This is a genomic window from Bradyrhizobium sp. 1200_D9_N1_1, assembly GCF_052075915.1.
Lineage (GTDB): Bacteria > Pseudomonadota > Alphaproteobacteria > Rhizobiales > Xanthobacteraceae > Bradyrhizobium > Bradyrhizobium diazoefficiens.
The window spans coordinates 3,455,679-3,480,745 of the sequence record NZ_CP197226.1 but is presented as its reverse complement, the minus strand read 5'-3'; the positions used below and the strand labels follow the sequence as shown (position 1 = coordinate 3,480,745).

20 protein-coding genes are annotated in these 25,067 nt (G+C 66.0%); 11 read left to right on the top strand and 9 right to left on the bottom strand.

What is annotated here, in order from left to right; all coding sequences use genetic code 11:
• Positions 1-6 precede the first annotated feature (6 nt).
• The 3 genes from AB5K84_RS16605 to AB5K84_RS16595 all read right to left on the bottom strand — a co-directional run bounded on the left by AB5K84_RS16605 (position 7) and on the right by AB5K84_RS16595 (position 4,595).
• A complete protein-coding gene (locus AB5K84_RS16605; RefSeq protein ID WP_011088595.1) occupies positions 7-2,271 on the bottom strand; it encodes a flagellar hook-basal body complex protein in 2,265 nt (754 codons plus the stop codon).
• Between the two features lie 270 nt (positions 2,272-2,541).
• Positions 2,542-3,054, bottom strand: a complete 513-nt coding sequence (msrB, locus tag AB5K84_RS16600; protein ID WP_038967753.1) for a peptide-methionine (R)-S-oxide reductase MsrB — start codon at positions 3,052-3,054, stop codon at positions 2,542-2,544.
• 83 nt (positions 3,055-3,137) lie between these two features.
• A complete protein-coding gene (locus AB5K84_RS16595; RefSeq protein ID WP_110116635.1) occupies positions 3,138-4,595 on the bottom strand; it encodes an NAD(P)/FAD-dependent oxidoreductase in 1,458 nt (485 codons plus the stop codon).
• 195 nt (positions 4,596-4,790) lie between these two features.
• On the opposite strand from AB5K84_RS16595, the gene AB5K84_RS16590 reads away from it, so the two are divergent.
• Together AB5K84_RS16590 and AB5K84_RS16585 are read left to right on the top strand one after the other, a co-directional pair.
• On the top strand, positions 4,791-5,327 hold the full coding sequence (locus tag AB5K84_RS16590) for a SixA phosphatase family protein (RefSeq protein ID WP_028173270.1): 537 nt from the start codon (positions 4,791-4,793) through the stop codon (positions 5,325-5,327).
• Between the two features lie 65 nt (positions 5,328-5,392).
• The gene (locus AB5K84_RS16585; protein WP_011088599.1) at positions 5,393-5,818 is read left to right on the top strand and encodes a universal stress protein; all 426 of its coding nucleotides are present in this window, start codon (positions 5,393-5,395) and stop codon (positions 5,816-5,818) included.
• A gap of 738 nt (positions 5,819-6,556) precedes the next feature.
• Here the strand turns inward: AB5K84_RS16585 and AB5K84_RS16580 are convergent.
• The gene (locus AB5K84_RS16580; protein WP_028173269.1) at positions 6,557-6,793 is read right to left on the bottom strand and encodes a DUF1127 domain-containing protein; all 237 of its coding nucleotides are present in this window, start codon (positions 6,791-6,793) and stop codon (positions 6,557-6,559) included.
• 183 nt (positions 6,794-6,976) lie between these two features.
• Here AB5K84_RS16580 and AB5K84_RS16575 point away from each other — a divergent pair, with 183 nt between their 5' ends.
• The gene (locus tag AB5K84_RS16575) at positions 6,977-8,320 is read left to right on the top strand and encodes an aminotransferase-like domain-containing protein (protein WP_162603649.1); all 1,344 of its coding nucleotides are present in this window, start codon (positions 6,977-6,979) and stop codon (positions 8,318-8,320) included.
• 71 nt (positions 8,321-8,391) lie between these two features.
• Here the strand turns inward: AB5K84_RS16575 and AB5K84_RS16570 are convergent, their stop codons facing one another.
• Both AB5K84_RS16570 and AB5K84_RS16565 read right to left on the bottom strand, forming a co-directional pair.
• Positions 8,392-8,991 (bottom strand): YdcF family protein, encoded by a 600-nt coding sequence (locus AB5K84_RS16570; RefSeq protein ID WP_038967747.1) that lies wholly within the window; start codon positions 8,989-8,991, stop codon positions 8,392-8,394.
• Positions 8,992-9,053: 62 nt separating this feature from the next.
• On the bottom strand, positions 9,054-9,641 hold the full coding sequence (locus AB5K84_RS16565; RefSeq protein WP_011088603.1) for a hypothetical protein: 588 nt from the start codon (positions 9,639-9,641) through the stop codon (positions 9,054-9,056).
• 91 nt (positions 9,642-9,732) lie between these two features.
• Here AB5K84_RS16565 and AB5K84_RS16560 point away from each other — a divergent pair, with 91 nt between their 5' ends.
• Entirely contained in the window at positions 9,733-10,167 is a 435-nt protein-coding gene (locus AB5K84_RS16560) for a hypothetical protein (RefSeq protein ID WP_011088604.1), read from the top strand.
• A gap of 5 nt (positions 10,168-10,172) precedes the next feature.
• On the opposite strand, the gene AB5K84_RS16555 is transcribed toward AB5K84_RS16560, so the two are convergent.
• The 3 genes from AB5K84_RS16555 to AB5K84_RS16545 form a co-directional block, all read right to left on the bottom strand.
• Complete coding sequence (locus AB5K84_RS16555) at positions 10,173-12,572, bottom strand: bifunctional diguanylate cyclase/phosphodiesterase (protein WP_304564318.1); 2,400 nt, start codon at positions 12,570-12,572, stop codon at positions 10,173-10,175.
• Between the two features lie 113 nt (positions 12,573-12,685).
• Entirely contained in the window at positions 12,686-14,095 is a 1,410-nt protein-coding gene (locus AB5K84_RS16550; RefSeq protein ID WP_110116638.1) for an MFS transporter, read from the bottom strand.
• 211 nt (positions 14,096-14,306) lie between these two features.
• Positions 14,307-14,813, bottom strand: coding sequence for a YciE/YciF ferroxidase family protein (locus tag AB5K84_RS16545; RefSeq protein WP_011088607.1), 507 nt, complete (start codon positions 14,811-14,813; stop codon positions 14,307-14,309).
• 428 nt (positions 14,814-15,241) lie between these two features.
• Between AB5K84_RS16545 and AB5K84_RS16540 the strand changes: the two genes are divergently transcribed.
• The 7 genes from AB5K84_RS16540 to AB5K84_RS16510 all read left to right on the top strand — a co-directional run bounded on the left by AB5K84_RS16540 (position 15,242) and on the right by AB5K84_RS16510 (position 24,996).
• The gene (locus AB5K84_RS16540; protein ID WP_110116639.1) at positions 15,242-16,324 is read left to right on the top strand and encodes a lysylphosphatidylglycerol synthase transmembrane domain-containing protein; all 1,083 of its coding nucleotides are present in this window, start codon (positions 15,242-15,244) and stop codon (positions 16,322-16,324) included.
• A gap of 101 nt (positions 16,325-16,425) precedes the next feature.
• Complete coding sequence (locus tag AB5K84_RS16535; protein ID WP_110117336.1) at positions 16,426-18,378, top strand: hypothetical protein; 1,953 nt, start codon at positions 16,426-16,428, stop codon at positions 18,376-18,378.
• A gap of 326 nt (positions 18,379-18,704) precedes the next feature.
• A complete protein-coding gene (locus AB5K84_RS16530) occupies positions 18,705-20,045 on the top strand; it encodes an MFS transporter (protein WP_162603650.1) in 1,341 nt (446 codons plus the stop codon).
• Positions 20,046-20,167: 122 nt separating this feature from the next.
• The gene (locus AB5K84_RS16525) at positions 20,168-21,073 is read left to right on the top strand and encodes a LysR substrate-binding domain-containing protein (RefSeq protein WP_011088611.1); all 906 of its coding nucleotides are present in this window, start codon (positions 20,168-20,170) and stop codon (positions 21,071-21,073) included.
• A 123-nt stretch (positions 21,074-21,196) separates the two neighbouring features.
• Positions 21,197-22,141 (top strand): 5-dehydro-4-deoxyglucarate dehydratase, encoded by a 945-nt coding sequence (gene kdgD, locus AB5K84_RS16520; RefSeq protein WP_011088612.1) that lies wholly within the window; start codon positions 21,197-21,199, stop codon positions 22,139-22,141.
• A 24-nt stretch (positions 22,142-22,165) separates the two neighbouring features.
• Entirely contained in the window at positions 22,166-23,524 is a 1,359-nt protein-coding gene (gene gudD / locus AB5K84_RS16515; RefSeq protein ID WP_011088613.1) for a glucarate dehydratase, read from the top strand.
• A 23-nt stretch (positions 23,525-23,547) separates the two neighbouring features.
• Complete coding sequence (locus tag AB5K84_RS16510; protein ID WP_110116641.1) at positions 23,548-24,996, top strand: aldehyde dehydrogenase family protein; 1,449 nt, start codon at positions 23,548-23,550, stop codon at positions 24,994-24,996.
• Positions 24,997-25,067: the final 71 nt, after the last annotated feature.

Sequence of the window (25,067 nt, the reverse complement as noted above, 5' to 3'; positions counted from 1 at the left end):
CGCCGATCAGCGCAATACGTTCAGGAGGTCCTGCACCATCGAATTCGCGGTCGTGATCACCTTGGTGTTGGCCGAATAGGCCTGCTGGGTCACGATCAGCTTGGTGAATTCGTCGGCGATGTCCGTGTTGGAGCCTTCCAGCGACGAGCCGCTGATGGTGCCCGAAGCGCCATCGATTGCCGGTCCCGACTGTTCGGTCGCGGCATAGGCGCCGCCGTCGAGCGCCTTCAGGTAGTTGGTGCCGTTGAAGTGCGACAGCGATACCTGTGCGAGGTCAAGGTTCTGGCCGTTGGAGAAGGTTCCGACCACGAGGCCGTTGTTGTTGACGGCGACCGAGCGGAGCTGACCAGCGGCGTAGCCGTTCTGGGTGATGGTGTTGATGGTCACTGCGCCGCTGGTGCTGGCATATTGCGTCAGCCCGCCCGAGGAGATGTTGAAGGCGACCGAGCCGAGCGCCTGTCCGCCGACGCTGACATTGTTGATGGTGATGCCCGAACCGCTCGGCGAGGTCAGCGAGCCGTCGGCGGCGAAGGTGAAGGCCTGCCCGGTGTTGACCCAGCCGACCGTCGTGCCGGTCGCATTCGGATCGGTCTGGTAGAACAGGTTCCAGGTATCGGAATGACCCGTGCCCAGCGACGCGCTGTCGGTCTTGGCCCAGCGCAATTGCAGGTTCACCGGCGTGCCCGCGGCGTTGTAGGCGGTGACCGCACCGCCGCTGATCGATTCCTTGGTGAAGGTCGCGATGTCGTTGCCGATCACGCCGCCGGTGCCGGCGGTGCCGCCACCGTCGCGGTTCTTGGTGATGGTCGAGGTGAAGCCGAGCGCGGCGAAAGCCGCACTGTTGGAGCTGGACACCGACAGGTTGGAAACGGTGCCGGTGTTCAGCGTGATCACGCCGCCGGGGCTGATCGAAGACCCCGAGGCGCCGGAGAGCGCGTCGATCTTGCCGAGCAGGGTCGTGATGTTGTCGGTGATGTTGATCTGGTTCGGACCGGAGGCACCCGAGGCCATGAAAGTCAGCGTCTGGCCGTTGACGGTGATGGTGTCGGCGGGCGGGCCTGCCGAAAAGCCGGACGAGAGCACCTCGGCGCCGCCGGCGGTCGCGCTGCCGCTCAGCACCGTGGCGCCGGTGAGCGCGGGCGAGGACAGCACGTTGCCGCCGCGCGTCACGCTGCTGATGCCGAGCGCCGTGGCTGCCGTGCCGCTGCCGATCGACACGTCGGTGCCGGTGCCGGTCGAGATCTGGATGTTGCCGCTGGCGGAGAGCGAGGCCGTAACGCCGGCGCCGCCGGCGGTCTGGATCGCGTTCAGGATGCTGGCCACCGTGGCCGTCGTGCCTGCGCCGAGACCGATCGTGGTGTTGTTGCCGACCGTCGAGACGGTGGTACCACCGTTGAAGGTGATCGTGTTGCTGCCGTTGATCGTCAGGACCTGGCCGCTCAGCGCGGTGAGAATGCTGGAGGCGAGATGCGTGCCCACGGTGTTGTCAAGGGACGTGGAGGTCGAAGCCACTGCGGACGAGTTGTTCTGGAGCGGAACCGTGCCCGTCCCCGTCGTCGACGAATAGGCCGAGCGGATGTTGCCGGTGGCGGCTGCACCGGACACCGTCGCGCTGGTATAGGGCGCGGGCGGCGTGCCCACCGGCAGCGGGTTGGCCTGGAAGTCCGACGGGTTCAGGCCGCCAGCCGCCAGCAGCGTCTTGCTGGCTGCGGTCGAGCTCGCCGCCGTGTTCGGCTGGGTCGGCAGGTTCGCCGCGTACTGGATCGAAGTGGTCGCCTGCGCCGGAATGAAGTTGTTCTGGAATTTCAGGACCGTCGCCACGTTGCCCTGAGGGTTGCCGGTCTTCGGGTCGACCGTGACGCCCATCAGGTAGTAGCCGGCGCCGTTGACCAGATTGCCGTTGGAATTGAGCTGGAAGTCGCCGCGGCGGGTGTAGTAGGTGACGCCGCCGAACTGCGGCAGGTTGTCGACGACGCTAGTCGCCTTCTGGATCGAGAAGAAGCCGTCGCCGGTGATCGCCATGTTGGTCGCGACGGAGGAGGACGAGATCGTGCCCTGGGTGGTGATGGTCGCTTTCGCGTTGGCCGTCACACCGCCCGCGACCTGCTTGCTCGGGACCGAGGCGTCCGGGATGAGATCGACGAAGCTGGTCCCGATGCCCTTGTAACCGGTGGTGGATGAGTTCGCGATGTTGCCGGAAATGTTCTGAAGCGCGTAGGACTGCGCCTGCAGACCACCCACAGAGGTGTTCATTGCATCGAAGATACCCATAACTTTGTCTCCAAATCCGATCTCGGCGGCCGGTCGACCAGGGCCGCAGTCGGGAGAGACAGTCGCAAGGGCTATGCCAAGGCGGGTATTTCTATGAAATCAATGGCTTAAATGAATGGACCCCGGTCGGATGACCGGGGCACAATTGCCGGGCCGGCAACAATTGCCGGGGCATCGGGTCATTCCGGGGCGGTCCGTAGGACCGAACCCGGAATCTCGAGATTCCGGATTCGATGCTCACGCATCGCTCCGGAATGACTCCAGCGAGTGCTATGTCGCGGACGCGGCGGCCGGGTGGAAAACCAGCCCGAAACCGTCGATGCAGTAGCGCAATCCAGTGGGCTTCGGACCGTCGTCGAAGACGTGGCCGAGATGGCCGCCGCAGCGCCGGCAATGCACCTCGGTGCGGAGCATGCCGTAGGTGCGGTCCTCGGTCTTGCCGACATTGCCCTCGATCGGCTGATAGAAGCTCGGCCAACCGGTGCCGCTCTCGAACTTGGTGTCGGACGCAAACAGCGGCAGGTCGCAGCCGGCGCAGGCGAAAACGCCCTTGCGGTGCTCCTTGAGCAGCGGGCTGGAGCCCGGCCGCTCGGTGCCGTGATTGCGCAAAATCTCGTATTGCTGCGGCGTGAGCTGGGCACGCCATTCGGCCTCGGTCTTCGTGATCTCGAACGTTTCCGCGGCCTTCTCGCCGGCCTCGGCAGGTGTCCCTCTCAGCCAGCGGAAGGCGGAAAGGCCGAACAGGCCGGCGACAGTCGTTAGCAGGATGCGGCGGTCAAACATCTCATTCTCCGTGCGCGAGTCCACGCCCTGAGATACGGGTTCTAGCGGCCGACGTTACACGTCCAGGCGCGATTTTTCTCAACTTATTGCGAGACGCTGTCGTCGTGCGAGGCCGGTTCCAAGGCTTCAGTCGCGGGTTTCCGCGGCGGGGCCGGCCGCGGCCGTACACCCGGCGGCGGACGGCGCGGACCGGTGCCGGCAGCCCGGTTGGCTTCGGCCAGCCGCGCCTCGCGTTCCCTGTCCTTGACCCGCGCCCGCTCGCGGTAGCGGGCGAGCGTACCTGCGGCGGCGGAGCTCGTCCTGCCCCAGATCCCGACCACTTGACCCGCGACCCGTCCGGTCGCGCCGCCCGCCCAGACCAGCTCGAACGGCGAAAACAGCCGCCAGCGCTCGTCGCCCCACAGGATGCTGCGCGCGATCATCTGCCCGGCCATGGCCGAGGTGTTCATGCCCTGGCGGCCGAACCCGCTCGCCACCCACAGGCCTTTGCGCAACTGGCCGATCTGCGGCATGCCGTGCACGGTCTGGCCGGTCGCGCCGCCGAACATATCGGTGATCTCGACATTGCCGAACTGGGGGAAGATCGTCCGGATCCGCCGCCTGACGCTGCCTGCAAAGCGCTGCGGCCGTGCGGCCCAGGTGGTCTCCGGGCTCTCCCACATCAGCCGGTCGCCGTCGACGATACGGAAATGATCGACGCCGTCGGAATCCATCACCGATCCCTTGAAGGCGATGATCTCGTGCACGCGCTCGCCGAGTGGCGCGGTGATGCCGGCATAGCGCCAGACCGGCAGCAGCGTCTCCGACAGGCGCCTCAAGGGCGCGCCGAGATGGATGTTGCCGGCGAGCACGATGTGCGTCGCGCGCAGCCGCGCCGACGGCGTGACGATCCGCTTGCGGATGCCGGAATGGTCGATGCTGACCACCGGCGTATCCTCGAAGATGCGGGCGCCAGCCCGCCGCGCCAGCGCCGCAAGACCATGCACGTATTTGCGGCCGTCGACCTGGAATGCCCTCGGATAGTACACGCCGTGGAAGTAATGATCGGTCTTGAGCACCTCGCGGACGCGATCGACCTGCCAGCCCTCGACCTCGGTGTCGAAATCCTCGTGCAGCATCTGCAACCGGCTGATCAACCTGTCGCCGGTGTCGACGTTGGAGACCTCGAGCACGCCGTCGCTCGGGGCGATCCCCGGCATGTTCTCTTCGGTGGCGTTGGCGCGGACGAACTCGGCTCCCTCCTTCGACAGCGTCCACAATTCGCGCGCGTCCTCGAAGCCGATGCGCTCGATCAGCTCGGTGAGCGGCAGCGCAAAGCCCGGCATCACGGTGCCGAGCTGGTTGCCGGAGGCGTTCCAGCCGATATGGCGGCCCTCGAGCACCGCGACACTGGCCCCGAGCCGGGCCGCCTCCAGTGCAATGGAGAGCCCGGCAAGCCCTGCCCCGATCACGCAGATATCGGCGTCGAGATCGAACGACAGCCGCGCGCGCTCGCGAAAGCCGGCTTCTTCCTGGGACACGCTTGTGAAAGTCTCGCTCATATCGTTTTCTTAGAGCATGATCCGGAAAAGTGTGCAGCGGTTTTCCGAAAAGATCATGCTCAGAACAAAAATTTAAAGCGCGATGAGGGTTTGTCCAAATCTCATCGCGCTTTAAAGGACCGATCGGGCGCTTGTCACCTTGTCCTCAACCGGCGCCTGTAGATTATTCTGGACGTGCAACGATTCGAGAGTGCCATGCGCCGTTTGATGCTGCTGCGTCACGCCAAGACCGAGACTGACGCGCCGAGCGGCCGTGACCAGGATCGCCGGCTCGACGACCGCGGCCACAGGGATGCCGCCGAAATCGGCGACTGGATCGCCTCCCATCCCCCCTTCCCCGATACCGTGCTGGTGTCGCATGCCGTCCGCGCCCGGCAGACCTGGGACATCGCCTGGGCGACGATGAAGGGCCGCGTCCCCGCGCCTGAGGTCGAGGTCCTGCCGGAACTCTACGGCGCCGATCCCGCGCAGATCCTAAAATCCATTCGCACTGCAACCAACCCGGGCAACCCGAAGCGGCTGCTGCTGGTCGGTCACAATCCCGGCATGCACGAGATCGCCTTGATGCTGATGGGCGGCGGCGATCCGGCCGGCGCCAAGGCGCTCACCCACAACCTGCCCACCGCGGGGCTTGCGATCTTCGACTTTGACGTCAAGGATTGGGGGGACGTGGCCTACCGCCGCGGCAAGCTGGTGCTGTTCGTCAGCCCCAAGCTGCTTCGATCGGGATGAGACCCGCGGGTCTCGACCGGTTGATGCAGCTGATCGAGAGCTGACTGGAAGATTTGGAGGCGCAGATGTTCAAGTCCATCCTCGTGCCCATCGACCTCGCCGACACCGATCTCGCCAAGCCGGCGATCGCGACCGCGGCAACGCTGTCGCAGACCTGGAGCGGCACGGTGCGCCTGCTCAACGTGCTGCCGATGACGCCGGTGATGCTGGCAGAATACGTGCCGGCCGATTTCGACGAACAGCAGCGCCAGACCTCGGAGGAAGCGCTCGCCATCGTCGCGCGCGAATCCGGCATCGAGGCCTCCCACATCTCCAGCGTGGTCCGCCAGGGCGGCATCTACCACGAGATTCTGGAGGAAGCCGTGCACATGAAGGCCGATCTGATCGTGATGACCTCGCACCGGCCGGCGATGCGCACCTACTTCCTCGGCTCCAATGCCGGGCACGTGGTGCGCTACGCGAAGTGCTCGGTGCTGGTGGTCAGGCACTGAGGGCTGCTCCGTAGCCTGTTGTTCCGGGCTACAAGCCCTTGCGTTGCCCGTCGGGCAAAACACCCAAACGGCAGGTCAATTCCCGCCGCCCAAAATATTCCACTTTACCGAAATTCGGAAACGGCGTATGTGTCGCCTCACTCCGGCCCAAGGAAGAGGGGCGTATCGCGATCGTCACGAACGCGGGCCGGGCGGCGGTGGACGCTAGTTGCATCGGCGCGAAGGGTTTCGCAGGGCGGGCAACCGTGAGCGAGGACGTCGCGCGCACGACCGGTGTGATCGGCGTACGGCCAAATCGTGTCGTCCTGGCGCCCGGGGTCTGTGCGCCAAGTCTTGCGGTGATGTGTGCGGCCCGACCGGACCGCGCGCGTCAGCCATCCGCAAGGCGACGGGGGCAATAGTGCATCGCTCCCCGGGGAGAGCACGACATAAGCCGTTCCAACCACTGCGCAGGGAAGGCCGGGATGTCTCCGGTTGCCCTGTTTCCCGCTGTGCATCGTAGCGCAATCCGCTTCTCGCATGGCGGTCAATGGGAGCCAGCCGGCTCCCGGTCTTCCCTGCGCCCTCTTTCGTTGGGCGTGACGCGACGAAGCAAAGCTCGGGCGAAACAAGCCGCGAGGATGCGAAAGTGTGTCTGCGAGTGAGATATCAGTTGATAGAGCGATGCCCGTGCCCGCACTCCGTCATTGCGAGGTCACCGCGCCCAGATCTACCGGGCACGGCGGACGTCAAAGCACGTTACAGATACCGCGTCATCTCGGCTTTGAACTGCCCGTAGACCGCGTCCTCGATCTGGCTGCGCGTGATCCCGATGTCGCGCAGGGCGTGGTCGTCGAGTTCGCTCAGCGTCTTGACGGCGGAGCGGCGCTCCAGGCGGTCGAACAGCGCATGGATGGCGCTGGCGAGAGCGCGGAAAAATCCGCTCGACGAGGATGGGCGTAAACTCCGCCCGGCAGCTTGCGAGATCGTGGTCATTTTTCTTCTCCGGCCTATTGTCCACGCGGCGAAGCGGGCGCCGTTGGCGCAGACGCTGGAGCGCCTGCACCTCATTTGCCATAGGATTGCTCTCGCTCTCCTCAGCTCAACGCGGACCTTGATGGAACTTAAATGCTCCAGTACACTTCTCGGAGCAAGGAAAACATTGCTCTCGGTGCAATAATGTCCAAGTTCGAGTATGTGAAGCTTGCCGATGCCATTGCCTCGGATATCTCTAATGGCACGTTAAGGCCCGGCGACCGGCTGCCTCCGCAGCGCAATTTTGCCTATGACCGTGGCATTGCGGTCTCGACCGCGAGCCGGGTTTATACGGAATTGCTCCGCCGCGGCCTCGTGGTCGGCGAAGTCGGCCGCGGCACCTTCATCTCCGGCGACATCAGGCGCGAAGTCGAGGCGCTGAGCGAGCCGCGCGACGCGCGGATCGACTTCGAGGTCAATTATCCGTTATTGCCGCAGCAATGGGCCATGATCGCCAAGAGCCTTGCCGGGCTCGAGCGCGTCGACGCGCTGGAATCCGCGCTGCGCGTCTCGACCAGCACCGGCACCAAGAGCGCGCGCAATGCGGCGGCCGCCTATCTCGGGCGCAAGGACTTTGCGCCGCAGGCCGAGCAGATCATCTTCACCGCCAACGGCAAGCAGTCGCTCGCGGCCGCGCTCACAGCGCTCGTCCCCACCGGCGGCCGCTGCGGCGTCGAGGCGCTCACCTACCCTTACGTCAAGAGCATCGCGGCGCGGCTCGGCGTGACGCTGGTCCCGATTTCGATGGACGAGCATGGCGCGCGGCCCGACGCCATCCAGAAGGCGCATCGCGAGGCACACCTGTCGGCGCTCTATCTCCAGCCCATCATCCAGAACCCGCTCGGCGTCACCATGAACGCGACGCGGCGCGCCGACATCATGCGCGTCGCCGAGAAGCTCGATCTGACCATCATCGAGGACGCCGTCTACGGCTTCCTCGCCGACGACACGCCGCTGGCCGCGCTCGGGCCGGACCGCTGCATCGTGATCGACAGCCTGTCGAAGAAGGTCGCGCCGGGCCTTGCGCTCGGCATCCTCGTCACCCCGCCGCGTCTGCGCGAGAGCGTGATGAGCGCGGTTCGCACCGGCGGCTGGATCGCCTCCGGCCATGCGCTCGCATCCGGGCAGCGGCTGATGGCCGACGGCACCGTCGCCGAGCTGACGCGCCTGAAGCGCATCGACGCCGCGCGCCGCCAGCAGACCGCGGCCAGGCTGCTGGCCGGCTACCAGTTCGCCGCCGACCCGCGCTCCTATCATCTCTGGCTCACGCTACCGCCGCACTGGCGTTCGCAGACCTTCGTTGCCGCAGCCGCCAGGCGCGGCATCGCGCTGACGCCGTCCTCGACTTTTGCAATCGCGCATGGTCACGCGCCGAATGCGGTGCGTCTCGCGCTCGCCCCGCCCACGTTCGAGCAGCTAGATTCAGGCCTGCGCACGCTCGTCTCGCTGCTCGGCACCAAGGAAGAGGACTTTGACTCGACGGAGTAACCTGAGCGTTTTCGAGCGAAGTGGATACCGGTTCGCGTAAAGAAAACGCGTCAAAACTAGAATCTTGCCCGTCAGCCCTCCGGCCATTCCGCGATAAAGCCCCTCGCCTTGTACGGCTCGATCTTGTCCCATTCATGCAGGACACGACGGCGAAATTCGACATCGGTGTGCCAGAGCGCGCGCGGCGTCGCAAAGCTGTCGACGGTGAGCAGCATCTTCTCGACCTCGGGCCAGTGCCGGTGCAGCGTCATCGGGTAGCGACGCGCGGTCCAGGTGTTGCCGAGGCAGATCACGCTGCGGATATTTTGCAGCCCAAGCGCCGCGTCGATGACCGGCAGCGAGAAGATCACGTTCTCGCCGGTATTCGTCGCGCCATGCTCCTCGAGGATCCGGTCCGCCGGAATGCCCGCCGCGACCATCGCCGCCTTGATGATGGTGCACTCGGATTGCTCCGAGCCCGGCGTCACGCCGCCGCTGACAATCGACCAGCGGAACAAGCCCTCGCGCCACAGCCTTGCGGCGGTGTCGGCGCGGAGTGCGGTGTCCTCGCGGGTGCCGAACATGAACAAGAGGTCGGCCGGCCGGAGCGGCGTGTCGATCAGATGCGTGCGGTTGATCCTGGCGATCTCATCCGCCGCAGGCCGGCGCGTGCTGCAATCCATCGCTGACATGGCAGCACGATGCGACACCGGCACCGGGGCGCGAAGTCACGTTTGATTGCGGCCGATTGCAGCTAAGGCAACAAGGCCTTCGGCACGCGATCGAAGCTGTAGCTCTGCGGCTGGTTGCGCCGCACGAAGCCGCCGACCTGCCAGGCGAACAGCGCGGCAAAGCCGAGGATGAACAACGCGCCGGCGAAGGCGTCGATCATGAGCGCGCGGATCAGGAGCCCAGTCATCGCCACCGTCAGCACCGCCATGAACGCCAGCACCGCGGCATAGGTGTTGCGGCCGAGGCCTGCCGTCAGCACCGCGCGGCTGCCTGCTTTCGCCATCCGCGCATGGAGCTCGACGATGAAGTCGCGAAAGCCATTGTCCTGCGGCGCCATCAGCGCCGCAGTCTGCCAGCTCGTCGACAGGATCGCGATGCGGCCGCCACCGCTGCGGCTGACATCGGCGCGAAAGCGGTGCTGCTGCATCGACACCGGGCGGAACGACAACCGGATTGCGCTGATCTCGTCGTAGCGCCACAGGCCGGAACGGCCGCCGATGTGCCAGGACAGCCCCGCGTCGGTCAGCTCGAAACGATGCGCCGAGCCGATCAGCGACGCCTTGTAGGCATAGCTCGCGCCTGGGGCGCCCTGCGCGTCCGAAACCCGCATCTCGACAATCGATCCCGTCTGCAATCCCGACCGCGCAATCCGGTCTGCGACCCGCTTGCGCGGTCGCCCTCGCCCATCCTACAAGCGGGGCATGGCTGAGACGACCTTTTTTCCGCGCCGCCTGATTCTCGGGGCTGCCGTGATCTGCGGCGTGCTGCTCGCGCTCGCGGTGCACATGCTGGGCGCGCGCTACGGGCTCGACCTCGGCGGCCTCTGGCGCTCCGACACGCATGAGTTCATTCCGGCGGGCGCTGCGATCGCCTGGTGGCTGATCGCCACGGTCGGCTTTTCCGGCGGGTATTTCACGGCGACATTGATGCAGAGCGCCGCCCACGGCCAGATCCCGCAACGGATGCGGCAATTCCTGATCGCGGTCGGCGTGCTCCTGCTTGCGGGCGCCGGCCAGGTGGCCTCGGCCCCGAGCCCGATCCCGACGGTCTCGGGCGTGCTTGCCGGGCTCGCCGCGCTGTGCCTTGGCGCCGTGATGGCATTCTGCGGCGCGCATTTCGCGCTGCGCCGCGGCTAGCCTTTCTAGGCCGAGGCGCGCAGCCGCGGGCGCTCCAGCATCAACGCCACATCCGAGGCAGGCCGCGGCTTGCTGAACAGATAGCCCTGCGCCTGGGTGCAGCCCTCGCGCCTGAGCAGCTCGAGCTGCGCGTCGTTCTCGACACCTTCCGCGGTGGTCACGATGCCGAGGCTGCGGCCGAGCCCGGTCACGGCGCGGATGATCGCCATGGAATCCTCCCGCGTCGCGAGCTCCGACACGAAGGAGCGGTCGATCTTGATCTTGTCGAACGGGAAGCTGCGCAAATAGCTCAGCGACGAATAGCCGGTGCCGAAATCGTCGAGCGAGATCCGCACCCCCATGGCGCGCAGCTCGTGCAGGGTGGTCAGCGTCGCCTCGCTATTCTGAAGCAGCACGGATTCGGTGATCTCGAGCTCGAGCCGGCGCGCCGGCAGTCCCGAGACGGTCAGCGCCGCGGTCACGGATGCGATCAGGTTCGGATTCCTGAACTGCACCGGCGACAGGTTGACCGCGACATCGACATCGTCGGGCCAGGTGGCCGCGTCGGTGCAGGCGGAACGCAGCACGAATTCGCCGAGCTGGACGATGAGTCCGGTCTCCTCGGCCAGCGGAATGAAGTTGATGGGGGCGATCAGGCCGCGCTGCGGATGGTTCCAGCGCAGCAACGCCTCGAAGACGACGACGCGACCACTGGCGACGTCGCGGATCGGCTGATAGTACGGCTGGAACTCGTCGCGTTGCAGCGCTGCGCGGAGATCCATCTCCAACAGACGGCGCGCCTGTGCGCGCGCATCCATGCCGGTCTCGAAGAAGCGGTAGGTGCCGCGGCCGTCCGCCTTTGCGCGGTACAGCGCAAGGTCGGCGTTCTTCAGAAGCTCGTCCGCGTTGCTGCCGTCCTGCGGCGACAGCGAGATGCCGATCGAGACACCGATGACGATCTGATGGTCGTCGATCTCGTAAGGCGCCGAGATCACCTCGACGAGGCGGCCGGCAAGGCACCTCGCTGCGGCTTCCTCCGACCGTCCGATCTGGACCACTGCGAATTCGTCGCCGCCAAGCCGCGCCACCGTGTCGCTCTCGCCGACGGTGGCCTTCAGCCTGCGGCCGACCTCCTTGAGCAGCGCGTCGCCGATGGGATGGCCGAGCGAGTCGTTGATGTCCTTGAAGTGATCGAGATCGAGGCAGAGCACCGCGAGCTGGTCGCCCGAACCCGTCCGGCGCAGTCCCTGCTCGAGCTGCTCGTGGAACAGCACGCGGTTCGGCAGACCGGTCAGCGCGTCATGACGCGCCATGTGCGAGATCTTCGCCTGCGCCTCCAGCCATTCGGTGATGTCCTCGAAGGTCGCGACCCAGCCGCCGCCCTGCATCGGCTGGTTGACGACCCGGATGGAGCGGCCAAACCGGTTGACGACCTGGCTGGTCGTGCGGCCCTCGCGCGCGTCGACCACGAGGCGCGCAAAGAATTCATCCGCATCGCCCTGCCACTGGCCCTTGGCCTGCTCTTCCCGCAGCACGTCGACCAAGAGGCGGCCGGTCAGCGCGATATCGGTGCGACGAAGCATCGCCGCGTAGCGCTCGTTGAACAGCATGATCTTGCCGTCCGCGTCGAACATGCACAGCCCCTGCGACATGTTCTCGAGCGCGGTATCGAGCACGACCTGCTGGCGTCCCAATTCGCCCTTGGCGCGGCGGTCGAGCACAGCCGCTGCGAGCGCGATCGCGATGATCGCGACGGCCGCGCTGGCGGTAAGGACCGACAAGGAGGCCGGCGGGATCGACATGCCGCTGATGACGATCGAAGGATCCGGCGTCAGCTCCACGGCGCCCATGGCGGTGAAATGATGCGAGACGATGGCGACGGTCAGCAGCACCGTCGCACCGAGCGCATTCGCCACGCCGTCGCGCCGCCCCGCGACGACCAGCGCAAGCGATCCAAAGACGATACCGAGAACGATCGAGACCGCCACGGTGTCGGTCGCCCAGCCGATGCGCGCGGGAATCTCGAGCGCCATCATGCCGGTGTAATGCATTGCGGCAACGCCGCCGCCAACGACGGCGCCACCGAGCGCGACCGGAATCGTCCGCGTCGCTGACACCGAGATGCTCAGCCCGACGAAGGTGACCGCAATCGCGAAGATCAGCGACAGAACGGTCACGGGGATGTTGTAGGCGCCGCCGGCGCCCGGCCCGTAGGCCTGCATCGCAATGAAATGGGTTGCCCAGATGCCGCAGCCTGCGACGACGGCGTCCAGCGCGATCCACGATACGCGAGCACCGCCGCTTGCCGCACGCGCGCGCTGGAACAGGCTGATCGCCGCCGCGCTCGCGAGCAGGCACACTGCGCCGCCGAGTGCGACGAGGCGCCAGTCATGCTGGTCCGTGAGACAGTAAAGAACTTGATACATTGCCGGCCCCTATCCGACCCGCACTAGAGCGGGCAGAGATGGACAGTCGGTAACCGGCTATGTGCTGGGTTCGGCGATGGTGAACGGAAGATGTGTGCGTTTGCTCACATTGTTCATCTTCGCGAAGGCGCGCCGATCCCGATCACGGCGGCGGCGAGCAGCAGGACGGTGGCCGATACCACCAGCGATGCGTGCAGGCCGGTCATGAATGCACCTTTCGAGGCCACCAGCGAGCCGAACAGCGCAACGCCGAGCACGCTGCCGGTCTGCCGCGTCGCGTTCAGGACGCCCGCCGCGATGCCGGAGCGCGCCTTCTCGACGCTGCCCAGCAGGGTCGAGGTCAGCGGCGGCACCAGCAGCCCAAGTCCGCCGCTGATCGCGATCATCTGCGCGCAGATCATCCAATAGCTCGTATCAGCCTCGATCCAGATCAGGCCGAGACAGCCGAGCGCCGAGATAAAGGCGCCGACGACAATGGTCGGGCACGGACCGACGCGCTCGGCGAGGCGCGGCGCCAGCAGATTGACCGGGAGCACCGCGGCCATCATCGGCACGAAGGCAAGTCCGGTCCACCACGCCGACAGCCCGTTGATCCTCTGGAAGTACAGGCTGAGCACGAAGATCAGGCCGTAGATCGCGATGTTCACGAGCAGGCCGACGAGCGCGGTCAAGGTAAACAGCCGGTGACCGAACAGGGACAAGGGCAGCATCGGCTGCGCCGCGCGGCTCTCCCGCCAGACGAACAGCACGGCGAGGACGAGGGCTGAAGCGAAGGCCGCGAGCACGGCCGGATGGTCCCAGCCAAGCGCGCCGCCCTCGATGATCGCGCCGGCGAGCGCCCCCAGCGCGCCGATTGCCGTAAGCTGGCCGGGCAGATCGATCTCGCGCGAGGGCGCGCGCGTGGTCTCCGTCGCATAACGCCAGCTCAGCCAAAGGCCCATGAGGCCGATCGGAAGGTTGACGAGAAAGATCGCGCGCCACCCGACCAGCGTGATCAGCGCGCCGCCGACGAAGGGGCCCGCGGTCAGCGCTAGGCTCGCTCCGGCAGCCCAGATCGCGACGGCGCGGCCGCGCGCGCGGTCGTCGGCATAGGCATGATTGAGCAACGCCAGCGAATTCGGCACCAGGATCGCCGCCGCTAGGCCCTGGACCAGTCGTGCCGCGATCAGCACGATTGCATTGGGGGACGACGCACAGGCGAGCGAGGCCGCAGTGAAGATAGCGAACCCGGCCATGAAGACGCGCTTGGCGCCGATCCGGTCGCCGAGTGCGCCGGCCGTCAGGATGAAGGCGGCAAAGGCAATGGTATAGGCGCTGACGACCCATTGCAGCTCGGCGACACCGCCGCCGAGCGCCCTGCCCATCGCGTCGAGCGCGGTGTTGACGATGGTGACGTCCAGCTGCACCACGCCATAGCCGAGACTCATCGCGGCCAACGTCAGGGAGGTCGCAGGACGCGATGAGGCGCGCGGCGCGCCGGCTCCGTCGTCGAAGGCTTCGTATTTGATGGTGCTTGCTCGCATGCTGCCACCTCGGTTGCAGCCCCACGCGACATATAGGCTTCCGGCCTGCCGTCATGTTTCGACAATGGCCGAAGGATGGATGTGTGGCGAGCGTGCCCACCCGAAACTCGGCGTCGTCGCCCGCGCAGGCGGGGAATGACGACGGCCGTGGCAAGCAAGGGCAAAAGCGCCGCGCGAACCACCGCGCGGCGCTTTCCAGGCTACACCAGCGCTAGCTCGCCGCGCGCAGATTCACCTTGCTCTCGGCGAGCGCCGTGAGCTTCTTGTCGGTCGCCTTCTCTTCCTCGAGCGTCTTGGCGAGCACGGCGGCGCAGTCGCTCCGGCCGAGCTGCTTGGCCCAGGCGATCAGGCTGCCGTAACGCACGATCTCGTAATGCTCGGCGGCCTGCGCCGCATTGATCAGCGCAGCGTCCAGCACCGCCTTGTCGGCGACCTCGCCGGCGGTCTCGTCGGCCTCCTCGATGATGCCGTCGATCGCCGGGCAGTCGACCGCCTTCACCTGTGCGCCGTGCATCTTGAACACTTCCTCGAGCCGCTTGACGTGCTGCTTCGTTTCCTCGAGGTGCGTCAAAAAGCCCTTTTTCAGCTGCGGGTCGGTGGCCTTGTCGGCCATCTTCGGCAGCGCCTTGGTGAGCTGCTGCTCGGCATAGTAGATGTCCTGGAGCTGGTGCACGAACAGGTCGTTCATGGTCTTGATGTCTTTTGTGAACAGTCCCATCGTTCCGATCCTCTTGGGTTTCGGGAACACGGGGGCACCGGCTCGCACGAATAGCCGCATATTCCCGCCATGTTCGATTGCTGATGGGGCGCTAACGGGCACGCGGCATCGACGTTCCAAAAAAGCCGGCATCGCTTGCGCTGGAACAATGCCGCGGACGGCACGATATGAAAGCATGCCAATATACGAACGCGCGGGCCTGGCCGGTTTGGCGACTCATATGCTTAACGCGCGTCCGATGTGAACCACATATGACAAAAGTCGCCGGTTCGGCACAGAACCTATCCTTGTCAAGGGCTGCACAAGTCACCGTTTTTGTCTTAAATGAACTGGATCATGCCTAGCGATCGACGCCTGCCTTTGGCAACCATCGCGCCCGACTGGCCAATGCCTGGCCTTGTCGGTCTTGCCCCCTGCCGGGAGGATGAATGCACGGACTGCTGCCCGCGTTGAAACGCGGCTTCAAGAGATGGATTGGCTGGCGACGGCTCGGAATTGCCGCGAGCGTCTTCATCATCGCCTTCGCAATCACCACGCTGGTGCGGACCCTCAAAGGTATCGATACCGGCGTCATCCTGACCGCATTGACCGAGATTCCCCGCGGGAATATCGGGCTGGCGGCGATCTGCGTCTTCTTCGCGTTCTGTACGCTGACCTTCTACGATTTTTTTGCACTGCGAACGATCGGCAAGAAGCACGTGCCCTATCGCATTGCAGCGCTCTCCAGCTTCACGTCCTATTCGATCGGCCACAACATCGGCGCCACCGTCTTTACCGGCGGCGCGATCCGCTTCCGGATCTATTCGGATTACGGGCTGAACGCGATCGACGTCGCAAAGATCTGCTTCCTGTCGGGCCTGACCTTCTGGCTCGGTAACATCTTCGTGCTCTCGATCGGCATGGCCGTCCATCCCGATGCCGCCTCCTACATGGATCAGCTGCCCTCGTCGATCAACCGGCTGATCGCGCTCGGCGGCCTCGCCTCGATCGGCGCCTATCTGGTCTGGCTCTGCATGGGCGAGAAACGCCGCGAGCTCGGCCAGAAGGGCTGGAAGGTGGTGTTGCCTTCGGCGCCGCTGACGCTGGTGCAGATCCTGATCGGCGTGGTCGATCTCGGCTTCTGCGCCACGGCAATGTACCTCTTGATACCGGCCACTCCGCCGATCGACTTCCTGTCGCTGGCGGTCGTGTTCATCCTGGCGACGCTGCTCGGCTTTGCCAGCCATGCCCCCGGCTCGATCGGCGTATTCGATGCCGCCATGCTGGTGGCGCTGCCGGAATTCGGCCGCGAGCAGCTTCTGGCGACGCTGCTGGTGTTCCGCCTGCTCTATTTCGTGATCCCGTTCGGCCTCGCCATCTCCATCATGGGCACGCGCGAGCTCTGGATGAACGTGGTCGAGCCCTGGCAGGAGCGACGGCGGCTGGCGGAGGCCTGCGCCCAGGCCAACCTGCCCAAGCAGGTGGCGGCAATGGAGCGCGAGCGGTCGCTGCGACAGGCCAGCAAGCGCTAGGGCGCTGGACGGCGCCCGCAAAAATCGTCAGACAAGGTTGCGGGCGGGGGGAGCAATCCTCTCTTATTTCCGCCTCAACTTTGCCGTTGAACACGCGGGCCATGATCCGACCATCTCTTCGCACCTTCTTCGCGGGCGCCCTGCTGCTTGCCGGGATTTTGACCGCTTTGCCGCCCGAGCGCGCAGTGGCGCAGGACGCCGGCGCCATGCAGATCAATTGGGAGGTGCGCAACCGCTTCCGCCTGTTCCGCGAGGAGCGCGACTTTCTGCTTCATGTGGAGAACGCGCGTAACCGCAGCATCCTCGCCGCCGAACAGTCGCTGGAGCTCCAGAGCGAGGGCCGCGGCTGGGCTCGCAACATGGTCAACCGGCTCTGCATCGACCTCCAGGGCCGGGTCAACCAGCCCTGCACCCGCGACAACGTCAAAGAGAATTACCTCACCCCGATCGACCATCCGGTGACCGTGCGCCTGACCGGCGCGGTGCCGGTCGGCGCCACCTGCGCCTGGTCGTTCGACGACGGCGACGGGCCGCAGACCTCGACCTTCGACTGTGCCGAGCCGGTCAATCTGCGCGTCCGCTACCTCCGGCAGACGGTCGCGAGCGTCGACGTCTCCTCCGGCTCCGATCCGACCCAGCGCGTTCAGACCGAGATCCAGGTCCGCGACATCTTCGTCGCCGGCCTCGGCGACAGCATCGCCTCGGGCGAAGGCAATCCCGACCGGCCGCTGGCGCTGTCGGACGAAGGTTTCTGCTTCCGCTCCTATCTCGGCACCGCCGGCGCGCAGTACTACCGGCCGAGCCGCGCCGGCTATAAAGGCGGCCGCGCCTGCGAGGCGCCGGATACGCTCGCCAACTGGCAGCGCTACGGCGCGCTCTGGTTCAACTCCCCCTGCCACCGCTCGCTCTACAGTTACCAGGCCCGCACCGCGCTGGCGCTCGCGGTGCGCTACACCCACATCGCGGTGACCTTTCTGCCGCTCGCCTGCACCGGCGCCAGCATCGGCGACGGGCTGCTCGGCTCGCAGCGCGCCCGCGAATGCGCGCCCAGCAAGAACGGCAATTGCCAGACCAGCGTGAACGCGCAGGTCGCCGAGCTTCGCGAGGCGATCACCGCGGCGAAGAAGCGCCAGCCGGACCGCACGCTCGATCTCGTGCTGCTCTCGGTCGGTGCCAATGATGTCTACTTCTCCGGTCTCGTCGCCGACGTCATCGTCGACACCGCGACCGAGCGCGCGCTGTTCCGCCGCTCCGGCGTGATGGCGAGCGTCGACGATTCCCGCGATGCGCTGGCGCGCGAGCTGCCGCAGAATTTCGTCAAGCTGCGCGAGGCGCTGAAGCCGCTGGTCGGCGGCGACCTCTCGCATGTGGTCTATGTCTCCTACGCCAATCCGGCGCTTGCCGATGGCGGCGTGCCCTGCCGCGGCGGCCGCGCCGGCTTCGACATTCATCCGTCCTTCAACGCCGATCCGCAGCGCCTCGCCCGCGTCTCGACCTTCGTCGACACCGAATTCCTGCCGCAGCTGAAGGGGCTCGCCACCTGCACCCGCGGCGCGCTGTGCCGCGATCCCGAAGCCGACCGCATGACCTTCGTCGATGCGCATCAGGCAGCGTTCGCCGATCACGGCTTCTGCGCGCATGCGGGCAACGATCCCGAATTCGACCGCACGTGTTTTGCCGAGAACGGCCAGAGCTTCAATCCCGATATCGTGAGCGCGGCGAGCCAGCCGATGCTGTGCGGCCGCGGCGCCTCCGAGTATCGCGCCTATCTGCCGCGCGCGCGCTGGATCCGCGACGCCAATGACAGCTACTTCGCCGCGATGACCTATCCGCAAGGCCTGCCGGCCGCGAGCCAGCCGACCGACATCCACGACGCCACCTGGGGCGTGCTCTCCGCCGTCTATGGCGGCGCCGTGCATCCAAGCGCCGAAGGCCACGCCGCGATGGCGGATGCGGCGCTGCCGGCCGCAAGCAGCGTGCTCGGGCTGGACGCAGTACCGCCGCCCGTGACGCGGGGACTGCTGCCGCAGCTGCTACCGAGCGCGCGGCAATAGAAGCAAGAGCGAGCGCTCTCCACACCGTCATTGCGAGCGCAGCGAAGCAATCCAGAGTCCATCCGCCGAAAGATTCTGGATTGCTTCGCTGCGCTCGCAATGACGCGCTGTGAGTACGAATACTATCTCCCCGAGTCGTCCTGGCTTTCGCCAGAACGACGATTGGGACGAGCGCGGTCTCCATCCTCACGATCGTTCCCTCCCACCTGCCGTTCCATCAATCCAAAAACGGCATCGATCGATACTCCCTTGAACTTGGACACTTTGCCGCGCGCGCCTCTAGGAGTCGTGGTGAGGAAACATTTCGAGTTCTAAGGAGGCGCGTGATGAGCGCAGTGGTGTCCGCAGCGGACGTGAGGAGGTCTCGCGTCAGGCTGTTCATCGTGACCATGTTGTTCCTGGTCACGACCGTCAACTACGCCGACCGCGCCACGCTCTCGATCGCGGGCCCCGCGCTCTCCAAGGAGCTGCATCTCGATCCCGTCGCGATGGGCTGGATCTTCTCGGCCTTCGGGTGGTCCTATGTGATCGCCCAAGTGCCGGGCGGCTGGCTGCTCGACCGCTGCGGCTCGCGCCTCGTCTATGCCTTCAGCATCATCGTCTGGTCGCTGTTCACGCTGATGCAGGGCTGGGTCGGCTTCCTCAGCGCCGGCGCTGCCATCGTCGTGCTGTTCGCACTCCGCCTCCTTGTCGGCGTCGCGGAAGCGCCGTCCTTCCCCGCCAATGCCCGCATCGTCGCCGCCTGGTTTCCCGGCAACGAGCGCGGCACCGCGTCCGCCTTCTTCAATTCGGGACAATATTTCGCGACCGTGATCTTCGCACCGCTGATGGGCTGGATCGCGCATGACTACGGCTGGCGCTACGTGTTCTTCGTGATGGGCGCGCTCGGCGTGATCATGGGTCTGGTCTGGATCAAGACCATCTACGGCCCGAAAGAGCACCCTGGGATCAACGAGGCGGAGTTCGACTACATCAAGGAGGGCGGCGCGCTGGTCGATCTCGACGCGCCCAAGGAAGAACGTGCGCCTCAGTCCGGCTCCGGGTGGGACCACATCCGCCAGCTGCTCTCCAACCGCATGATGCTCGGCGTCTATCTGGGCCAGTACTGCATCAACACGCTGACCTATTTCTTCCTGACCTGGTTCCCGGTCTACCTCGTCAAGGAGCGCGGCCTGTCGATCCTGCAAGCCGGCTTCGTCGCGACGCTGCCGGCGCTGTGCGGCTTCATCGGCGGTGTGCTCGGCGGCATCATCTCGGACGCGATCCTGCGCAGCACCGGTTCGCTGACCATGGCGCGCAAGATTCCGATCGTCGGCGGCATGCTGCTGTCGATGTCGATCATCGCCTGCAACTATGTCGACGGACATGCACTGGTGGTCGGCTTCATGGCGCTCGCCTTCTTCGGCAAGGGCATCGGCGCGCTCGGCTGGGCTGTCGTCTCCGACACCTCGCCGAAGGAAGCCGGCGGCGTCTCCGGCGGCCTGTTCAACACCTTCGGCAACCTCTCCTCGATCACCACCCCGATCGTGATCGGCTACATCCTGGCCGCGACCGGCTCCTTCAATGGCGCGCTGCTGTTCGTCGGCGCCAATGCGCTGGTCGCCGCGTTCGCCTATCTCGTCGTGGTGGGCAAGATCGAGCGGGTGGTGCTCAAACGTTCCTCCTGAGGGCTCCCGCGGGAGCTTGACCAGGCAACTCAACGGCGGCTCAAAAGCCGCCGTCTTTGTTTTGGGGATGATCGATGCTAGAAGTGCCGGGGAAACGCCTTATTCATCTAAGGCATGTATCGATGTTCGACCTCAACCAGCTCCGCTGTTTCGTCACGGTGGCGGAGGAACTGCATTTCGGCCGCGCCGCCGCGCGGCTGAACATGACCCAGCCGCCGTTGTCGCGGCAGATCCAGGTGCTCGAGCACATCATCGACGCGCCGCTGCTGGAGCGCACCAGCCGTTCGGTGCGCCTGACGCCGGCCGGCCGCAGCTTCCTGCCGGAGGCGCGCCGCATCCTGAAGCTTGCGGAAAGCGCCTCGCAGGTCGCCCGCCGCATCGCGCTGGGCAAGACCGGCTCGCTCAAGATCGGCTTTACGGCGGCGGCCGCCTACGGCTTCCTCCCCGAGCTGGTCGCGGCCTGCCGCGCCAAGCTGCCCGAAGTCGATTTCTCGCTGAAGGAGATGGTCTCCGGCGACCAGTTCGAGGCGCTCAGCTCCGGCCAGATCGACGCCGGCCTGCTCAGGCCGCCGATCGCGCGCCCCGAAGTGGCCAGCCGCCGCGTCGTCGCCGAGCCCCTGCTTGCCGCGATCCCGAAGAAGCATCCGCTGGCGAGCGCCGACAGCATCACCATCAAGGATTTCGACGACCAGCCGTTCGTGATGTACTCGCCCTATGAGAGCCGCTACTTCCACGATCTCCTGGTGGCGCTGTTCACCCGCGCCGACGTGCTGCCGCGCTATGTCCAGCATCTGAGCCAGATCCACTCGATCCTCGCCATGGTCCGGGCCGGCCTTGGCCTTGCCATCGTGCCGGCCGCGGCCGCAAGCCTGAAGATCTCCGACGTGCGGCTGCGGCCGCTCAAATTGCGCACGCGCGTCCCGGTCGAGCTGTTCATGGTCTGGCGCCGCGATGACGAGAATCCGCTGCTGTCGGCGCTGGTCAAAATCGCCGGTGAATTGTCCTCCGCGGAGACCATGGAAGATTGATGCTGATTTCGCATCGGTCGATATAGGCTTTGGCTTGGACGCGCATCGAACGGTCTCCTAAACCACGGCGCATGGACGCGCAGGCTTGCGTCCTCGACAACACGCAATTAGGGAGCCGCGCCCATGAGCAAGATGACCCCGCAGGAAATGGCCCAGACGATCGGATCGGGCCTCCTGTCCTTCCCCGTCACGCCGTTCAAGGCGGACTACTCCTTCGACGAGGCGACCTACCGCGCCAACATGGACTGGCTGTGCGGCTATGACGTCGCGGGCCTGTTCGCCGCAGGCGGCACCGGCGAGTTCTTCTCGCTGACGCCGACCGAGGTCCCGCAGATCGTCAAGATCGCCGTCGAGGAGACCAAGGGCCGCGTGCCCGTGCTCGCCGGCACCGGCTACGGCACGGCGATCGCCCGCGAGATCGCTGTTGGCGCCGAGAAGGCCGGCGCCGACGGCCTGTTGCTGCTGCCGCCCTATCTCACCCATTCCGAGCAGGACGGCCTTGCCGCCCATGTCGAGGCGGTCTGCGCCGCCGTGAAGATCGGCGTCATCGTCTACAACCGCGACAACGCCATCCTTCAGCCCGACACGCTCGCCCGTCTCGCCGAGCGCTGCCCGAACCTCGTCGGCTACAAGGACGGCATCGGCGACATCGAGCTGATGACCCGCGTCTACACCAAGCTCGGCGACCGCCTCACCTATATCGGCGGCCTGCCGACCGCGGAAACCTTCGCGCTGCCCTATCTCGACATGGGCGTGACGACCTACTCCTCGGCCGTGTTCAACTTCGTTCCGGAATTCGCGACCAACTTCTACGCCGCGGTGCGCAAGCGCGATCACGCCACGATCCATGCCGGGCTGAAGGATTTCATCCTGCCGCTGATCGCGATCCGCAACCGCAAGAAGGGCTATGCGGTCTCGATCATCAAGGCCGGCATGAAGGTGATCGGCCGCGACTCCGGCCCGGTCCGCCCGCCGCTGACCGATCTCACCGAGCAGGAGATTGCGGAGCTGACCGCGCTGGTCAAGAAGCTGCCCGCCATCCGATCGTCACAACAGGCTGCAGAATAACAAGACAACAGGGAGGAGCGTGCGATGGCCCAGACTGACATCTCCGGCGCGCCAGTCGCCGGCGCACCGGTCGTCACGGCGATGCAGGTGATCCCGGTCGCGGGCCGCGACAGCATGCTCCTCAACTTAAGCGGCGCGCACGCGCCGTTCTTCACCCGCAACATCGTCATCCTCACCGACAATGCCGGCCACACCGGCGTCGGCGAGGTGCCGGGCGGCCAGAAGATCTGGCAGACGCTCCAGGACGCGCGCGATCTCGTGATCGGCAAGACCGTCGGCGCGATGAACAACATCCTCGCCGACGTCCGCACCGCCTTCGCCGATCGTGACGCCGGCGGCCGCGGCAAGCAGACGTTCGACCTGCGCGTCATGATCCATGCGGTCACGGCGATCGAGTCCGCGCTGCTCGACCTGCTCGGTCAGCATCTCAACCTGCCGGTCGCCGCGCTGCTCGGCGAAGGCCAGCAGCGCAAGAGCGTCGAGACGCTCGGCTACCTCTTCTTCGTCGGCGATATCAGCAAGTCCAGGCTCGACTACGTCACGGGCGAGACCGGCAAGGCGGAGTGGTTCAACCTCCGCCATCAGGAGGCGATGACGCCGGAGACCGTGGTGCGGCTCGCGGAAGCCACCCACGATCATTACGGCTTCGCCGATTTCAAGCTCAAGGGCGGCGTGCTCCGCGGCGAGCAGGAGATCGAGGCCGTCACCGCGATCGCCAAGCGCTTCCCCAACGCGCGTGTCACGCTGGACCCGAACGGCGCCTGGTCGCTCGACGAGGCTGTCAGCCTCTGCAAGGACATGCACGGCATCCTCGCCTATGCCGAGGACCCCTGCGGCGCCGAGGCCGGCTTCTCCGGCCGCGAGATCATGGCCGAGTTCCGCCGCGCCACGGGTCTGCCCACAGCGACCAACATGATCGCCACCGACTGGCGCCAGCTCTCCCATGCGCTGCGTCTCGGCGCGGTGGACATTCCGCTGGCCGATCCCCACTTCTGGACCATGCAGGGCTCGGTGCGCGTGGCCCAGACCTGCCGCGACAACGGCCTGACCTGGGGCTCGCACTCCAACAACCATTTCGACATCTCGCTCGCGATGTTCACCCATGTCGGCGCCGCCGCCCCCGGCAAGGTCACCGCGATCGACACCCACTGGATCTGGCAGGATGGCCAGGCGCTGACCAGGGAGCCGCTCCGGATCAAGGGCGGCAAGATTGCGGTCCCCGACAGGCCGGGCCTGGGTATCGAAATCGACAGGGCGGCCATCGACGCCGCGCATGACCTCTACAAGCAGCATGGACTCGGCGCCCGCGATGACGCTATTGCCATGCAGGACCTGATCCCCGGCTGGACCTTCGACGACAAGCGTCCCTGCCTCGTTCGGTAAGAAACTTTCCCTGGAGGAATGATATGACTGCGATCCTGAAAAACTTCATCGGCGGCGAATGGGTCGACGGCTCCGGCGTCACCAGGAACATCAACCCCTCCAACACCAACGACCTCGTCGGCGAATACGCCAAGGCCGACAAGGCGCAGACCGAGAAGGCGATCGCGGCCGCCAAGGCCGCCTTCCCCGCCTGGGCGCAGTCGACCCCGCAGGTGCGCTACGACGCGCTGAACAAGATTTCTCTCGAAATCCTCTCCCGTAAGGAAGAGCTCGGCCGCCTGCTCGCCCGCGAGGAAGGCAAGACCCTGCCCGAAGGCATCGGCGAGGTCGCGCGTGCCGGCCAGATCTTTGCGTTCTTCGCCGGCGAAGCGCTGCGGCTGATCGGCGAGAAGGGCGCATCCGTCCGCCCCGGCCTCGACGTCGAGCTCACCCGCGAGCCGATGGGCGTCGTCGGCATGATCACGCCCTGGAATTTCCCGATCGCGATCCCGGCCTGGAAGATCGCGCCGGCGCTTTGCTACGGCAACACGGTCGTGTTCAAGCCTGCCGAGCTGGTGCCGGGCTCGGCGCATGCGCTGTCCGAGATCATCACCCGCTCCGGCATTCCGGCGGGTGTGTTCAACCTCGTCGTCGGCTCCGGCTCCGTGGTCGGCCAGACCCTGCTCGATCACCCCGACGTCGCCGCGATCTCCTTCACCGGCTCGGTGCAGACCGGCCGCAAGATCGCGCAGGCCTGCGTGCTGTCGAACCCGATGAAGAAATTCCAGCTCGAGATGGGCGGCAAGAATCCGCTGGTCGTGCTCGACGATGCGGACCTCAAGACCGCCGTCGAGGTCGCCGTCAACGGCTCCTACTTCTCGACTGGCCAGCGCTGCACCGCCTCCTCGCGTCTGATCGTCACCGAAGGCATCCATGACCGCTTCGTCGCCGCGATGGCCGAGCGCCTGAAGGGCCTGTCGGTGGACGACGCGCTCAAGGCCGGCGTGCATATCGGCCCCGTCGTCGACCAGAGCCAGCTCGACCAGGACCTGCGCTACATCAAGATCGGCCAGGACGAAGGCGCAAAGCTCGCCTTCGGCGGCGAGCTGCTCCAGCGCGAGACGCCCGGCCACTACCTCCAGCCGGCGCTGTTCACCGAAGCCAACAACAACATGCGCATTGCGCGCGAAGAGATCTTCGGCCCGGTCGCCGCCGTCATTCGCGCCAAGAACTACGAGGAAGCGCTCGCGATCTCGAACGACACCGAGTTCGGCCTCGCTTCCGGCATCTGCACCACCAGCCTGAAATACGCCTCGCACTACAAGCGCAACAGCGAGTCCGGCATGGTGATGGTCAACCTGCCGACCGCCGGCGTCGACTATCACGTGCCGTTCGGCGGCCGGAAGGGCTCGAGCTACGGCGCCCGCGAGCAGGGCTCCTATGCCCGCGAGTTCTACACGACGGTGAAGACCGCTTATACCTATCCGGGTTGAGACATCGTAGGGTGGGCAAAGCGAAGCGTGCCCACCACTTACGCTCGGTGTGAAGACGGTGGGCACGGCGC

What these genes read in the sequence shown, in the direction of transcription:
- msrB (WP_038967753.1), bottom strand. Translation starts at nt 3,054, where the DNA reads ATGTTTGACCGCCGCATCCTGCTAACGACTGTCGCCGGCCTGTTCGGC.
- AB5K84_RS16595 (WP_110116635.1), bottom strand. Translation starts at nt 4,595, where the DNA reads ATGAGCGAGACTTTCACAAGCGTGTCCCAGGAAGAAGCCGGCTTTCGC.
- AB5K84_RS16590 (WP_028173270.1), top strand. Translation starts at nt 4,791, where the DNA reads ATGCGCCGTTTGATGCTGCTGCGTCACGCCAAGACCGAGACTGACGCG.
- AB5K84_RS16510 (WP_110116641.1), top strand. Translation starts at nt 23,548, where the DNA reads ATGACTGCGATCCTGAAAAACTTCATCGGCGGCGAATGGGTCGACGGC.
- AB5K84_RS16580 (WP_028173269.1), bottom strand. Translation starts at nt 6,793, where the DNA reads ATGACCACGATCTCGCAAGCTGCCGGGCGGAGTTTACGCCCATCCTCG.
- AB5K84_RS16565 (WP_011088603.1), bottom strand. Translation starts at nt 9,641, where the DNA reads ATGCGGGTTTCGGACGCGCAGGGCGCCCCAGGCGCGAGCTATGCCTAC.
- AB5K84_RS16570 (WP_038967747.1), bottom strand. Translation starts at nt 8,991, where the DNA reads ATGTCAGCGATGGATTGCAGCACGCGCCGGCCTGCGGCGGATGAGATC.
- AB5K84_RS16545 (WP_011088607.1), bottom strand. Translation starts at nt 14,813, where the DNA reads ATGGGACTGTTCACAAAAGACATCAAGACCATGAACGACCTGTTCGTG.
- AB5K84_RS16575 (WP_162603649.1), top strand. Translation starts at nt 6,977, where the DNA reads ATGTCCAAGTTCGAGTATGTGAAGCTTGCCGATGCCATTGCCTCGGAT.
- AB5K84_RS16525 (WP_011088611.1), top strand. Translation starts at nt 20,168, where the DNA reads ATGTTCGACCTCAACCAGCTCCGCTGTTTCGTCACGGTGGCGGAGGAA.
- AB5K84_RS16560 (WP_011088604.1), top strand. Translation starts at nt 9,733, where the DNA reads ATGGCTGAGACGACCTTTTTTCCGCGCCGCCTGATTCTCGGGGCTGCC.
- AB5K84_RS16605 (WP_011088595.1), bottom strand. Translation starts at nt 2,271, where the DNA reads ATGGGTATCTTCGATGCAATGAACACCTCTGTGGGTGGTCTGCAGGCG.
- gudD (WP_011088613.1), top strand. Translation starts at nt 22,166, where the DNA reads ATGGCCCAGACTGACATCTCCGGCGCGCCAGTCGCCGGCGCACCGGTC.
- kdgD (WP_011088612.1), top strand. Translation starts at nt 21,197, where the DNA reads ATGAGCAAGATGACCCCGCAGGAAATGGCCCAGACGATCGGATCGGGC.
- AB5K84_RS16535 (WP_110117336.1), top strand. Translation starts at nt 16,426, where the DNA reads ATGATCCGACCATCTCTTCGCACCTTCTTCGCGGGCGCCCTGCTGCTT.
- AB5K84_RS16540 (WP_110116639.1), top strand. Translation starts at nt 15,242, where the DNA reads ATGCACGGACTGCTGCCCGCGTTGAAACGCGGCTTCAAGAGATGGATT.
- AB5K84_RS16585 (WP_011088599.1), top strand. Translation starts at nt 5,393, where the DNA reads ATGTTCAAGTCCATCCTCGTGCCCATCGACCTCGCCGACACCGATCTC.
- AB5K84_RS16550 (WP_110116638.1), bottom strand. Translation starts at nt 14,095, where the DNA reads ATGCGAGCAAGCACCATCAAATACGAAGCCTTCGACGACGGAGCCGGC.
- AB5K84_RS16555 (WP_304564318.1), bottom strand. Translation starts at nt 12,572, where the DNA reads ATGTATCAAGTTCTTTACTGTCTCACGGACCAGCATGACTGGCGCCTC.
- AB5K84_RS16530 (WP_162603650.1), top strand. Translation starts at nt 18,705, where the DNA reads ATGAGCGCAGTGGTGTCCGCAGCGGACGTGAGGAGGTCTCGCGTCAGG.